This is a genomic window from Variovorax sp. P4_B10, assembly GCF_056402375.1.
Genome location: NZ_JBFUHN010000009.1, coordinates 73,561 through 86,950, shown reverse-complemented (window position 1 = coordinate 86,950; position 13,390 = coordinate 73,561). Strand labels below are relative to the sequence as shown.

The 13,390-nt window shown below is 66.5% G+C and carries 14 protein-coding genes; 6 read left to right on the top strand and 8 right to left on the bottom strand.

What is annotated here, in order from left to right:
- Positions 1 to 25: 25 nt before the first annotated feature.
- The 8 genes from AC1DXX_RS06990 to AC1DXX_RS06955 all read right to left on the bottom strand — a co-directional run bounded on the left by AC1DXX_RS06990 (position 26) and on the right by AC1DXX_RS06955 (position 8,331).
- Positions 26 to 985, bottom strand: a complete 960-nt coding sequence (locus AC1DXX_RS06990) for a ribonuclease Z (RefSeq protein WP_478133448.1) — start codon at positions 983 to 985, stop codon at positions 26 to 28.
- A gap of 19 nt (positions 986 to 1,004) precedes the next feature.
- Positions 1,005 to 2,384: a hypothetical protein gene (locus tag AC1DXX_RS06985; RefSeq protein WP_478133447.1), complete on the bottom strand. Its 1,380-nt coding sequence runs from the start codon at positions 2,382 to 2,384 to the stop codon at positions 1,005 to 1,007.
- Between the two features lie 37 nt (positions 2,385 to 2,421).
- On the bottom strand, positions 2,422 to 3,096 hold the full coding sequence (locus AC1DXX_RS06980; protein WP_478133446.1) for a hypothetical protein: 675 nt from the start codon (positions 3,094 to 3,096) through the stop codon (positions 2,422 to 2,424).
- Positions 3,093 to 4,010 (bottom strand): zinc-ribbon domain containing protein, encoded by a 918-nt coding sequence (locus tag AC1DXX_RS06975; protein ID WP_478133445.1) that lies wholly within the window; start codon positions 4,008 to 4,010, stop codon positions 3,093 to 3,095. The genes AC1DXX_RS06980 and AC1DXX_RS06975 overlap by 4 nt, the downstream gene beginning before the upstream one ends.
- Before the next feature lie 53 nt (positions 4,011 to 4,063).
- A complete protein-coding gene (locus AC1DXX_RS06970) occupies positions 4,064 to 4,351 on the bottom strand; it encodes a hypothetical protein (RefSeq protein ID WP_478133444.1) in 288 nt (95 codons plus the stop codon).
- 2 nt (positions 4,352 to 4,353) lie between these two features.
- Positions 4,354 to 5,574 carry an RtcB family protein gene (locus AC1DXX_RS06965; protein WP_478133443.1) on the bottom strand — a complete coding sequence of 407 codons (1,221 nt, stop codon included), beginning with the start codon at positions 5,572 to 5,574 and terminating at the stop codon, positions 4,354 to 4,356.
- Positions 5,575 to 5,613: 39 nt separating this feature from the next.
- Complete coding sequence (locus AC1DXX_RS06960; RefSeq protein ID WP_478133442.1) at positions 5,614 to 6,117, bottom strand: hypothetical protein; 504 nt, start codon at positions 6,115 to 6,117, stop codon at positions 5,614 to 5,616.
- 660 nt (positions 6,118 to 6,777) lie between these two features.
- Positions 6,778 to 8,331 carry a vWA domain-containing protein gene (locus AC1DXX_RS06955; RefSeq protein WP_478133441.1) on the bottom strand — a complete coding sequence of 518 codons (1,554 nt, stop codon included), beginning with the start codon at positions 8,329 to 8,331 and terminating at the stop codon, positions 6,778 to 6,780.
- Positions 8,332 to 8,545: 214 nt separating this feature from the next.
- Between AC1DXX_RS06955 and rtcR the strand changes: the two genes are divergently transcribed.
- From rtcR to lhpI, 6 genes are read left to right on the top strand one after another with little or no spacing between them, the layout of a single operon-like run.
- Positions 8,546 to 10,153 (top strand): RNA repair transcriptional activator RtcR, encoded by a 1,608-nt coding sequence (rtcR, locus tag AC1DXX_RS06950; protein WP_478133440.1) that lies wholly within the window; start codon positions 8,546 to 8,548, stop codon positions 10,151 to 10,153.
- Between the two features lie 16 nt (positions 10,154 to 10,169).
- A complete protein-coding gene (locus tag AC1DXX_RS06945; protein ID WP_478133439.1) occupies positions 10,170 to 10,697 on the top strand; it encodes a 2'-5' RNA ligase family protein in 528 nt (175 codons plus the stop codon).
- Positions 10,698 to 10,700: 3 nt separating this feature from the next.
- Positions 10,701 to 11,030 (top strand): low molecular weight protein tyrosine phosphatase family protein, encoded by a 330-nt coding sequence (locus AC1DXX_RS06940; protein WP_478133438.1) that lies wholly within the window; start codon positions 10,701 to 10,703, stop codon positions 11,028 to 11,030.
- Positions 11,031 to 11,034: 4 nt separating this feature from the next.
- On the top strand, positions 11,035 to 11,601 hold the full coding sequence (locus tag AC1DXX_RS06935) for a 3'-5' exonuclease family protein (protein WP_478133437.1): 567 nt from the start codon (positions 11,035 to 11,037) through the stop codon (positions 11,599 to 11,601).
- Entirely contained in the window at positions 11,598 to 12,452 is an 855-nt protein-coding gene (locus tag AC1DXX_RS06930) for an alpha/beta hydrolase (protein ID WP_478133436.1), read from the top strand. The genes AC1DXX_RS06935 and AC1DXX_RS06930 overlap by 4 nt, the downstream gene beginning before the upstream one ends.
- A complete protein-coding gene (lhpI, locus tag AC1DXX_RS06925) occupies positions 12,449 to 13,387 on the top strand; it encodes a bifunctional Delta(1)-pyrroline-2-carboxylate/Delta(1)-piperideine-2-carboxylate reductase (protein ID WP_478133435.1) in 939 nt (312 codons plus the stop codon). Before AC1DXX_RS06930 ends, lhpI begins: the two co-directional genes overlap by 4 nt.
- The last annotated feature ends 3 nt before the right edge of the window (positions 13,388 to 13,390 follow it).

Below are 13,390 nucleotides of genomic sequence, written 5' to 3'. Positions count from 1 at the left end.
TCTTGGCGCCTGATTCTTCATTTCTTCAGGCGCGGGTCACGGTCACCTTGCCGGTGCTGTCGAGTTCGAACACGTCCAGGTCGTTGGCCAGGAAGGCATTGCCGCGATAGCAAGCCTGGGTTTCGGCCATCAGTGCCGCCATGCCCTCTTCATTCTGGTGGCGCGGGCTGAAGTGCGTGAGGACCAGGTTCGGCACACCGGCAGCCTGCGCGAACTCGGCCAGCAAGCGTGCCGAGCTGTGCATGGGACCAGGACCGACCTTGTCCAGCGCCTCCTGCGTGTAGGTGGCCTCGTGCACCAGCAGCTGTGCGCCCTTGCAGGCGTCGTGCAGCAGCGCGGGCTCGGCGTTGTCGCCGCCCAGCACAGTGCTTGCCGTATCGATCTGCGTCTCCGCGAAATCGGCACTGCGCAGCACCCTCCCGTCGAAAGGCACGTCTTCGCCGTTCTGCAGCGCGCGCCATGCCGGCCCCGGCGGCAGGCCGGTGGCGCGCAGGGCGTCGGCCTTCAACCGCACACGCCGGGTTTCCACCTGCACGCGGTAGGCGTGGCTGGGCACGCGATGGCGCAGCACATGGCGCTCGATGTGCAGGCCCGGTGTCTCGTACACCAGCGGCCGGGCTTCGAGATCCACGTGCTCGACCTCGTAGGGCAGATGCAGATCCGTCAGCCGACGCGTGGCCTGGAACCACTCCCAGACCGGCAGCGGCGCGATCAACTTCAGCGGCTTCGAGCGCTTGCCCATGCCGGCGCTCGCGAGCAGTCCCGGCAGGCCATAGCAATGGTCGCCGTGCACATGCGTGATGCAGACAGCGGCCATGTCGTGCAGGGACAGCGGCGTTTGCTGCAGCCGGTGCTGCGTGCCTTCGCCGCAGTCGACCAGGAACCAGTCGGGCCCCAGCACGGTCTGCACGGCGATGCCGGAGACATTGCGCTGCCGCGTGGGCGTGCCCGAGGAAGTCCCCAGGAACGTGAGTTTCAACATCATGATTTCTTTTCCTCCCTCACTATCGGATCACGTGGAACGCGCGCAGGTGGTATTCGACCAGCGGCGGAAAGCCATGCGGCAGGAGCCCCTTCGGGTGCCCGCCGGACAGCCACCGTGCGCGCCGCTCCCAGAGCCAGGCCAGCCTGGTGCGCTGCGGCGCCAGGGGCTGAACATAGCAATTTCCCATGGCCTCGACCCATGCATGCACTTCGTTCGTGATGACGCCGGCGAGATCGCCCGGCAGATCGCCGCTTTCCATGAGCTCGAAGACGAACAGCAGGCGGTCCCATGGCGAACCATGCCCGAGCATCGCAAGAACATCGTGCGCCAGGTCCCGGCGCGCGAGGCCCAGGCGCATCAGCGCCCCCACCTCGGGCAACGGGCCGCCGCGGCGCACGTGCTCCACCGCGATCCGGCGCACCCTGGGCGAGACGTCGACCAGGATATCCAGCAACTGGGCGCCGACGTCCGCGCGCTCGGCCTGCGCCGCCGCCAGCAGGAGCCAGCGCGCAAGACGGCGCAACGATGCGACGGGCGACGCCACCCAGGTCCGGGCCAGCACGAGCGCCTCGGGGTCCTTCAGCAACCACAGCAGATGCAGCGCCGCGACGCGCTGCCGTGCGTCGCCGGCGGGCGAGCGCAGCGTCTCTTTCGCGCGATCGGCGATCTCTTCCTGCCCGGCCACCAGCGTCGCCACGGCGAGCGAGCGCACCGCCGGGCTCCGGTCGAAGCACATGGCGCGGACGATGGACTGGGCATCAGCGCCGGCGAGCCGCACCAGCAGCTCGCGCATCGCCGCCGTCTTCACCCGCGGCAGGCGGGAGCGCAGCGCGGCTTCGAGCACCCCCCGACGTTGCGCAGGCTCCGGCAGGCGGTCGAGCGCCTTCAGGCACAGCTGCGACGTCAGCAGCTCGTTCGAGCGAAGGCCCCGGCGCAGCACGTCATGCAGTTCGGCCCCGGTGTGCGGCTGGCCGAGTCGCAGGGCGAACATCCAGCGCCGCATGGCGTTGTCCGGCGCGCGCGCATGCTGCTCCAGTGCATCGACGTTTCGCCGCATGAACTGCTCGATGGCGGCGATCAGCTCGCCCAGGTCCGCCCGGCGAACGCGCAAGACATAGGCCAGCTCGGGCAGTGCGTGCGCCCATTGCACGACGAATTCGTCGCGCATGAGATTCGCAAGCCCCTGCTGCGCGCCCAGTCTCACCTGCGGCACCCAGTCGCCCGTGCGCACCAGCAACGGGGCAATGGCCCTCGGGTCGGCACGGCGCACCAGCTCGGCAACGGCCGCCTCCCGCTGGAATCCGTCGTACGAGCAAGCGAGTTCCAGCAGCGCCTCGAACGCCAGCGCGCAGACGTCAGTCTTCGGTGCGACCTCGGATCGCTTGTTCCACCACTTCATCACTCGGTCCTCCCACGGGGGTCTCTTTTTTTCTCGTTCAATCGGTCTGGCTCGCCACCATGGCCGCGAGCGTTCGGCGCCGCGGGTTCCATACCGTGAGGCACCAGATGCCCCACCACTCCTTGCCATCGTCGAAATAGCCGCTCCACGTGCTGCGCTCGGGTTCCCGCTCCGGGTCGCCGACCCAGTCGAGCACGGCGATGTCTTCGCCCGGCAGCAGCCCCGTGCAGGCGCAGAAGCGCGGGAACAGCTGCGCGCGCTCGGCTTCGTCCGCGACGGCCAGCGTGTAGGGCGGATCGCCGAAGGCATTGCAGAACCATTCGAACCACGGCACCTGCGCGGGATCGCGCATGTACGGCACACGGTGCAGCGGGGCGAATCTCCCGGCAGCGACGACGGCCGACGCATCGAGCGGCGTGGCATGCGCGGCATCGACGTCGAAGGCGAGGCCGGCGCCGAAGGCTGCCGCGAGCGACGGGTCGCGCGCGACGGCTTCCTGCCGGTAGCGCTCGAACTCCGCCACGATGCCGTCGCACAGCAGCCGAAGCACTGCGCGATGGTGCGCCTCGCCCACCACCACGACGTCGTCGGCCACGCGGCAGACCGCGAATTCGAAGGCCGAGCCCACGCGCCGCAGCGTGTCGCGCAACGCGGCCGTCTCGGCTTCCTCGCGCGGCGGCAGCGGCGCCATCCCCAGCGGGAACGTGCTCATGCCGCCTCCGATGGAAAGTGCCGGGCCCACAGGCTCACCTCGCCGCGCGCATGGGCGCGCACGATGGCCATCTGCGACGACGATGGCGGCTGGCCGATGCAATGCATCAACGCAAGCATGCGCGACAGGCGCTGCGGATCTTCCGGCCGGCGCGCGAACTCGGCCTTGGCATTCGCCGCGATCCGTTCGCCCGCGATGCAGCCCAGGAAGGTGCGCCATCGCCATGGGCTCGCAAGACCGCTCAGGCAGGCTTCGATGGCCCAGGCCTCGTCGGCGGGATGCCGCAGGCACTCGGCGAGGGCCTTTGCCGCCGCATCGGCACCCACGCGCTCCCAGCTTCCCCACGCCGGCCGGTACGCGTCGACCAGCGCACGCAGCCGCGCGATATCGTCGTCGGCGCCCCAGTGTCCGAGCGCCGCGATGGCCAGCGTGCGCAGGCTCCACCACTTGCTCTCGAGCGCGGCGTTCACCTCTGCGCGCGCGTCCGGCGTCGGCGCGGAGCGGGCCAGCACGCGCAGGCGCTCCGACGTCTCGCCAATCAGGTTTGCGCCCTCGCCTTCGCGCGATGCCGCGTGCGATGCACGGCGTGCACGCCGGCATGCGAGGCAGCGCACCGCGTTGCTCTCGATGCTTCCGTGCACGACCTCGTACCACCACTTCTGCTGCTTCGCGGTCCAGATTTCTTCGGCACCGCAGTCTCGGCAGATGAAGGGGCGGTCGAGGTAATACGTGGGCAGCGGCCCATAGGTGTTGTTATGGCGGCCCAGCACGTCGAGGTCGGCCGGCTCCATCCCGGGCGCGCGCAGGCACGGGTTGCGTTGCCGATCGGGCGCATGCAGTTGCGCCTCGAGGCGCGCAGCGCGCGCCAGGCGGTGCGCCTTGATCTCGGCGCGGCGTTGCTTGTTGCTTTTCATTCTTTTCAACCTCCGATGACTGCGCGACGAAGGTGATTCCACCGCGCGGTCTTCTATAGCTCCTCGACTGTCACGACGCCTTCGCCGGCCGCCATCTGGACGACGCGGCCGAACACCTGCCGCGCAACATCGGAGTTCGCATGCAGGCAGATCAGGAAGCCCCCGGCCTCGACGTACAACGAGGCCTGGGGCCATTCCGAAGGCGAGGCCGGCGCCGCCGCATAGAAGTCGGCACCATCGGGGCCTTCCTTCACATGCAAGCCCCACCCCGCCTGGGTGCAGATGCGACGGGCGTCCTCCCGCGATGGCAAGGCCACCTTGATGCGGTACTCCAGTCCCATCGTCAGCCCTTCACGCACACCACCTGCTTGAGCGTGTAGACCACCTCCACCAGGTCCTTCTGCGCTTCCATCACCGCGTCGATGTCCTTGTAGGCCATCGGGATCTCGTCGATCACGTCGGCGTCCTTGCGGCATTCCACGCCTTCGGTCGCGGCGATCTGGTCGGCGACGGTGAAGAGCTTCTTCGCCTTGGTGCGGCTCATCTTGCGACCCGCGCCGTGGCTGCAGCTCATGAAGCTCTCGGGGTTGCCCTTTCCGCGCACGATGTAGCTCTTGGCCCCCATGCTGCCGGGGATGATCCCGAGTTCGCCGGCCTTGGCGCTCACCGCGCCCTTGCGGGTGATGAGCACGTCTTCGCCGAAGTGCGTTTCGCGGCTCACGTAGTTGTGGTGGCAGTTCACCGCTTCCACATGCGCCTCGAAAGGCTTGGCGATGACCTTGCGCGCGGCTCCAACCACGCGCTGCATCATCACTTCGCGGTTCGCACGCGCGAACTTCTGGGCCCAGCCCACCGCACGCACGTAGTCGCCGAAGTACTTGGCGCCTTCCTCGAAGTACGCCAGGTCCTGATCGGGCAGGTTGCGCTGGTGCAGCTCGGCATCCTTCTTCGCGAGTTCGATGAAGTGCGTACCGATGGCGTTACCCACGCCGCGCGAACCCGAGTGCAGCATGAACCACACCGCGCCCGCTTCGTCGAGGCACACCTCGATGAAGTGGTTGCCGGTACCCAGCGTTCCCAGGTGCTTGTGGTTGTTGGTGTTCTTGATGCGCGGATAGTCCTCGCAGATCGCGTCGAATTCGTCCACCAGCTGGGCCCAGGCCGCATCGGTTTCGTCGGGCGGCGTTTCCCACGCGCCCTTGTCGCGGCCCATGCGCTTGGGGTTCGAGCCGTGCGGCACGGCCTTCTCGATCGCCGAACGCAGCGGGCCCAGGTTGTCGGGCAGGTCGCGTGCGTTGAGCGTGGTCTTGCAGGCCATCATTCCGCAACCGATGTCCACGCCCACCGCGGCCGGGATGATGGCCTTGAAGGTCGGGATCACCGAACCCACGGTGGCACCGATGCCGTAGTGCACGTCGGGCATGGCCGCAATGTGCTTGAACACGATGGGCAGGCGCGCTGCGTTTTCGAGCTGCTTTTGCGCTTCGTCTTCCACGGGCACGCCGTTAGTCCACATCTTTACGGGGACGCCGTTGGCTACTTCATGCACTTTGTAGTTCGTCATTTTTTCTTTCTCTCTCTCTATCTCTCTTTTGTTCAATTTCTACTTGCAGGAGGCCGAGGGCCACTGCTTGGATGCGGCGACGAGTTCTTCATACGTGCCGAGCGGAAACTCATGCTCCACCCAGAGTTCGCGGTACTTCACGAGCCCCACGTCCACATAGATGCGCTCCAGCAGCGCATGGATGTTGCCCACCAACTCCACCCGCTGGACGACCCCATGGTCCAGCACCTCATAGTCGTCCATGGCGGTGATTCCCCAGCTCGCCCAATCGCGGTAGTGGCGCAGCTCGAACGCCAGGTCATCCCTGTCACCGGTCACCACCAAGTGCACTTCTCCGGGCTCGTCCATGAAGACCGCCGCAGCGCCCTGTGCGCCCTTCACCAGGTCGAGCGCCATGCAGGCGAGATCGGCCAGCGAATCGTGCAGGTACGACACCGCGAACTCCACGGGCCCGGCATCGGCACGAAAGCTCAACGTGGCCCAGCCGGTGCCGCTCAGCACGTAGCCGATCCGTTCCTGGGTGGTGCGATCTTCTTCCAACATGATTTTCTTTCTCTGTTCAACAACAACGACGTTCACATGACTGGTGGACACGGCGGGATTCGAACCCGCATCAATACGGCGACCATGGTGTTTGAGTCCGATGGCCCAGTCGACGATTGGAAACGCGCGCCAGTGACAGACCCGTCATCGGAGCCAGCACCTGCATCCTCAACCGTACTCGTCAACCGACTTTCCCGCCGCATCCGGTGCTACCCGGACTGCGGACATGACAACAACATTTTTCGCAGTGGCGCTCCCTTCGGTGCCTGCGTGCCCAAAACAAAAAAGCAGCGACAAAAATCGACGAAACAATCGTGCTCTACCACTGAGCTACGGCCTTTCGACCGGCGGGATTCGAACCCGCGACCACGAGCTTAAGAGGCTGTAGTTCCGCCAGCATTCGCTGCAAAAAACAGTGCGACGAGGATGGCAAGACGTAGACCACGCCGGAGAACCGGCGCCGGGAGTCGAACCCTGGTCAAACCAGATGTAGTCCTGCCTGCATTCGCACAAAAACCCTCATCTCCGTTCGGCGACCAACAGTCGGTGTGACATCGGATTGGTGATGTAGTCACACCTGCATTCGCCGAACGACGACGTTCAATTCGTTTCGGATCGGGCACCGCGGGCCAAGGCCCACGGCACCCTCTCTCTTTTCTCTCAGATCGAAACCTCTTCGATCACACCCACCCAGTGGTCGGCGCCCAGGCCACCTGCGGCATACACCGCCAGCAGCTTGAACACTTCGTCGCTGAAGCCACCGATGTTCAGCACATCGGCCTGCTCCTGCGCCTGGGTGGTCGCATAGGGCTGGATGTCGATGCACACCAGCCGCGCCTTCGGGTTGCGCTGCTTGAACGCCTCCCACTCCTGCATGGTCGCGGTTCCGCGGCCACGGGCACGGTCGGCCCACGATTCGTTGTCCGACACCAGCACCACCAGATCGGCTTGCGCCTTCTCGCGGTTCAGCAGCGCCAGCGGCGCGCTGCACGAGGTTCCGCCACCGCCCACCGCCGCCAGCTTGGCCGCGTTGGTCAGCACCGAATCACGTGGATTCAGCTTCAGCGACACCACCTTCGTCTCGAAGGGCAGCACACGCGCATCCGCATTGCGGCGCAGCACGGCGGCAGCCACCAGCGCGGCCACGTCGATGCATCGCACCGCCGAGGTCGCAGAACCGCGGTGACCCGTCACCGGCGAGCTCATGGAGCCCGACACGTCGGGGCACACCACCACGCGGCCCTCGAACTCCGGCACGTTGACCAGCGCGAGTTCCATCGCGTCCTGCAGCGCTTCCTTCACCACGTGCGGCACCTCGGCGCCGGTTGCGGTGTAGGCCGCCATCAGCTGGTACGGCAGCACGCGGGCCTTGGCCACCGCCTGCGCATCGCGCAACTTGGCGGCCACCGCTTCCGCGAGGCCCGGCAGTTCGAACACGCCGTGGCGCGCAAAGGTGTTCAGGTTCTGACGCACCATCTGCCACGATCCACGCTGCGCGATCTGCGCCCACGCCTGCGTGTCCAGCTCCAGCGCGGTCAGCATCTGGAACGGCACGTCGGGCACTTCGAGCGAACGGTCGCGCTTGAAGCGTTCGAAGGCCTGCGTCACCGGGGGCAGTGCCTCCAGCGCATACGGACGATCGATCAGCCATGCGAACCATGCGGCGCGCCAGGCTTCGGCGGGCTTGGGGTGAACCATCTTCACCACGTCGGCCAGCGACGGCGTGTTGCCCACCGAGGCGTTCAGCAGTTGCGCTTCGGTCGCTTCGAGCAGCCATTGCTGCACGAGCTTCTTCGGACGCGTACCGAGCGACTTGCGGCCCACCGCGCCGGAACGCAGCATCTGCACGAAGTTGCGCAGCATCTTGCCGTTGTCCACCACGCGGGGGAACACCTTGGCGAGCAGCGACACGTCGCGCACCGCCAGCGATGCGGCCAGCAGCGCCGGCATGTCCTTCATATGGCCGGCGCGGCGGGCGTACACGGCCGTCTTGGCCACGAACACCGGATCGACTTCGCGGGCCAGGGCCAGCACGGCGTCGAGCTGGTCCTGCGCTTGTGCGTAGAAGGTGTTGTTCAGGCAACCGGTCGCAGCGAGCTGCGCCAGCTGGTGCTGGGGCGGCAGCGCGCAGGCCACGCCACCCGCTTCGTTGAGCGCATTGGCCGAAGGCTGCAGGGCGCCGCGGCGGGTCTGGAAGAGTTGAAGGTTGGCCATGTGACTTCTCCTTGTGGGGTTCTTTTTGTTCGTTCGTTTCTTGAATGTGTGATCCTTATTGCAACGGGTGTGCCAGCTCCGGGTCGTTCTACGCGCGAATCCTTCAAGCCTTTGATTTGATTGGACTTTTTCTGATGTATCGCTCTCAGTTTTCATCTGCTCCATCGAGAGTCATCCTGTTTTCTTATAATTTTGGATAGTCTTTTATCCAATAATGAAAAAATCCATCGTCGTCATCGGCTTCCTCGGCACCCAGCTCGACGCCGGCCAGGGCGCCGGCCGCTGGAACAAGTGGCGCCCCACCGTCTCGCTGGCCCAGCACGAGGACATGGTCGTCTCGCGCATGGAGCTGCTCTACACGCTGCGCCACAAGGCGCTGGCCGAATTGGTGAAGGCCGACATCGCCACCGTGTCGCCGGAGACCACGGTCAACCTCGTGCCGCTGGACCTCGTGGACCCGTGGGATTTCGGCGAGGTCTACACGCGCCTGTACGACTGGGCGCGCGCCTACACCTTCGATACCGAACGCGAGCAGTACTGGACGCACATCACCACCGGCACGCACGTCGCGCAGATCTGCATGTTCCTGCTGTCGGAATCGCGCGTGGTGCCGGGCGTGCTGGCGCAGACCTCACCGCCCAAGAAGCAGCGCGAAGGCGAAGCCGGCAAGTACACGCTGATCGACCTCGACCTGTCGCGCTACGACGTGATCGCGCGGCGCTTCGACGCGGAGCAGCGCGATGCGGTCGCCTTCCTGAAGAGCGGCATCGCCACGCGCAATGCGCGCTTCAACGCGCTGATCGACGAGATCGAACGCGTGGCCGTGCGATCGCGCGCGCCCATATTGCTGGTCGGCCCGACGGGCGCGGGCAAGTCGTTCCTGGCGCGGCGCATGTTCGAGCTGAAGCAGGCGCGGCATCAGATGACGGGGCCGTTCGTCGAGGTGAACTGCGCCACGTTGCGCGGCGATGGTGCAGCGTCCACCTTGTTCGGCCACAAGAAGGGCTCCTTCACCGGGGCCGCGAGCGACCGGCCCGGGCTGCTGCGCACCGCACATCAGGGCGCACTGTTCCTCGACGAGATCGGCGAACTCGGGCCCGACGAGCAAGCCATGCTGCTCAAGGCCATCGAGGAGAAGCGCTTCTTTCCGGTGGGGGCGGACAGGGAAGTGGAGAGCGACTTCCAGCTCATCGCCGGCACCAACCGCGATCTGCGCAGCGATGTCGCGGCCGGGCGGTTTCGAGAAGACCTGTTCGCACGGATCAACCTCTGGACGTACGACCTGCCCGGCCTCGCGCAGCGGCCCGAAGACATCGAGCCCAATGTCGACCATCTGCTGGCCATTCACGCGGCCGAGAACCATCGCGTGGTGCGCTTCAACGCCGAAGCACGTACGGCCTACCTGCGCTTTGCGCAGAGTGGCGAGGCGATCTGGAGCGGCAACTTTCGCGACCTCTCGGCGAGCGTGACGCGGCTGGCCACACTGGCGGATGGCGGGCGCATTCCAGTGGCGCTGGTCGAGGCCGAGATTGCGCGGCTGCGGTGGCTCTGGAAACGCGGGGGGCCGGTGGCGGCGGGCAGCGGCGATGTGGATCTGGATGCATTGCTGGGCGAAGAGCGCGCGGCTGCGCTCGACCTGTTCGACCGGCTGCAACTCGAAGCGGTAGTGCGGGTCTGCAAACAATCGCGCAGCCTTTCCGATGCAGGGCGGCAGCTTTTTCAGGCTTCGCGCGAGCAGCGCAGCGTGGTGAACGATGCGGACAGGCTGCGCAAATACCTTGCGAAGCACGGCATCGAATGGAGCCGCATCGCCGACGCCTGAGCTATCCTCCGCGCGGATGGCCATCTCTGCATTCGTCGTGAAAGTCCCCGCAGCCGAATCGCTCGCTGGCGACTTGCGCCGCCGCTACGACGCCACCGTGGCGCTCGGTGTGCCGGCGCACATCACAGTCCTCGTTCCTTTCATGGACCCCGCGCTGATCACACCGGAAATGCTGGCCCGCGCGCAGCGCGCGCTGAACCGCACGCCTTCGTTTTCGTTCTCGCTGGGCAAGATCGGGCGATTCCCCGGGACGGCCTACCTTGCACCGGAACCGGCCAGGCCGTTCATCGCGATGACCCTGGCCCTCGTGAAAGCCTTTCCCGATTTCCCTCCGTACGGCGGCGAGCACCAGGGCGTGATCCCGCATCTCACCGTGGCGCACGGCAATCCTCTCGATGCGGACGCAGCCGCGGCCGAATTGCAGGCCCGTCTTTTCACGCTGGGCGCCGTTCATGCCAGCTGCACGGAGGTTGCATTGATCGAGAACTCGTCCGGCCGTTGGCAGGACTTTCACATCTTCCGATTGCCGGAAGCGGGCGCCTGATCCATGCGCAACGTGCTCTTCATCTGCAGCCGAAACCAGTGGCGCAGCCCGACCGCGGAACAGATCTGGCGCCGCCATCCGCTGCTCTCGGTGCGTTCTGCGGGCACCAGTCCGAATGCCCGGCACAAGGTCTCCGTCGACGACATCGACTGGGCCGACGTCATCCTCGTGATGGAAGAAAAACACAAGTCGCGGCTGGTGGCCGAGTTCACGCGGATGCTGGAAGGCAAGCCGATCCACGTGCTCGACATCCCCGACGAATACAAATACATGGACCCTGAGCTCATAGAAGAACTCCAACGCTCGGTAGGGTCCATCCTCGAAATCGATTGAATCAATGTCAGAAATCTACATCAGCACCGACGTCGAAACCGACGGCCCCATCCCCGGCCCGCATTCGATGCTCAGCTTCGGCTCGGCCGCCTACACGGCCGACAAGCAACTCCTCTCCACCTTCAGCGCCAACCTCCACACCTTGCCTGACGCCGAGGCCGACCCGAAGACGGCCGCATGGTGGAAGACCCAGCCCGAGGCCTGGGCCGCGTGCCGCACCGACCTGCAGGACCCGGCGCGCGCCATGAAGAACTACGTGAGCTGGCTCAAGGGCCTGCCCGCGCGGCCGGTGTTCGTCGCCTATCCGGCGGGCTTCGACTTCCTGTTCGTCTACTGGTACCTGATGCGCTTCGCGGGCGAGAGCCCGTTCAGCCACTCGGCGCTCGACGTCAAGTCGTTCGCGATGGCGATGCTGAAGCTCGACTACCGCGACAGCACCAAGCGCGCGATGCCGAAACGCTGGTTCGACAAATTGCCGCACACCCACGTCGCGCTCGACGATGCCATCGAGCAAGGCGCCCTCTTCTGCAACATGCTCGCGGAAAGCCGCAGGGCCGACGGACAGCAATGACAGCATCCGACCGCCGATGGTGGAGGGTGGCGCTGTGCGCCGTACCGCTCTTCCTGGGCGGCTGCGTGCAGTCGATGTTCTATTACCCCGACCGCATGCGCTACGAGACGCCCGACGCGCTCGGCCTGCGCTACGAGAGCGTGCAGTTCAAGAGCGCCGACGGCACGCGCCTGAGCGGCTGGTTCATTCCTGCCGTGGGCCGTCAGAACCCGAAGGAAGCCAAGGGCACCGTGGTTCACTTCCACGGCAATGCGCAGAACATGACGTCGCACTGGCGCTTCGTGGCGTGGCTGCCGAAGCAGGACTACAACGTGTTCGTGTTCGACTACCGCGGCTATGGCGAGTCCGAAGGCAAGCCGGAGCCCAAGGGCGTGTTCGAGGACTCCGGCGCCGCGCTGGACTACGTGCGCTCGCGCGGCGATGTCGATCCCGGGCGGCTGTTCGTCTTCGGGCAAAGCCTGGGCGGCACCAATGCGATCGCCGTCGTCGGCTCGGGCAACCGGGCCGGCGTGAAGGCGGCAGCCATCGAGTCGACCTTCTATTCGTATTCCTCGATTGCCAACGACAAGCTCATGGGCGCCGGCCTGCTGGTCGGCAACGACTACGCGGCGTCGAAGTTCGTTGCCGCCATCTCGCCGATTCCGCTGCTGCTGATCCACGGCACGGCCGACGACGCGATCCCGCATACGCATTCGCAGCGGCTGCTCGCCGAGGCGCGCGAGCCCAAGCGGCTGATCGAAGTGCCGGGCGCCGGGCACCTCGATCCGATGTCGGCGCCGCGATTCGGCACCACCTACCAGCAGGCGCTGACGGATTTCTTCGACGCATCCGTGCGTCCGCTCAAGCCATGAAGCACTTCGACGAAGCCGCCACCCGCGCGCCATTGGGCTTCGAGCGGCTCGTGCCCGCACTGCGCGCAGCCTTCGCCGCCGAGGCGCAGGTGCCGCCGCGCCATGTGCACAGCATCGAGACCGCCGGCGCAGACAAAGGCACCGTGCTCATCATGCCGGCGTGGAGCGATGCGGGCTTTCTGGGCATCAAGACCATCAACATCTTTCCCGGCAACAGCGCGCGCGGCCTGCCCGGCCTGCATGCGACCTATGTGCTGTACGACGCGCGCACCGGCGTGCCGCTGGCGATGATGGACGGCAACGAGATCACCGCGCGCCGCACCGCTGCCGCGTCGGCGCTCGGCGCCTCGTTTCTGGCGCGGGGCGATGCGCGCCGCCTGCTGGTGGTGGGCACCGGCCGCATCGCGCGCATGCTGCCGGCCGCGCATGCCAGCGTGCGGCCCATCGACGAGGTGTGCGTGTGGAACCACCGTCCCGAAGGCGCCGAAGCCCTGGCCGCGCAATGGCGCGCCGAGGGCTGGAATGCGCAGGCTGCGACCGATCTGGAGACGGCCGTGCGCCAAGCCGACATCGTGAGCTGCGCCACATTGGCCACCGCGCCGCTGGTGCGCGGCGAATGGCTCGCGCCGGGGTCGCACCTGGACCTGATCGGCAGCTTCACGCCTGCGATGCGCGAGGCGGATGCGCGCTGCTTCGAGGGGGCGCGCACCTTCATCGACACCGGCGAGGCGCTGCAGAAGTCGGGCGACCTGCTGGACGCCATGGCGGCCGGCATGCTGCGCGCCGACGCGGTGCAGGGCACGCTCGCTGAACTGTGTCGCGGAGAGCGCCCCGGCCGTGCCGACAGCGAGGAACGCACCGTGTTCAAGGCCGTGGGCAGCGCGCTGGAAGACCTGGCGGCCGCCACGCTGGTGTGGCAGGACGCGGCGGCCTGAACC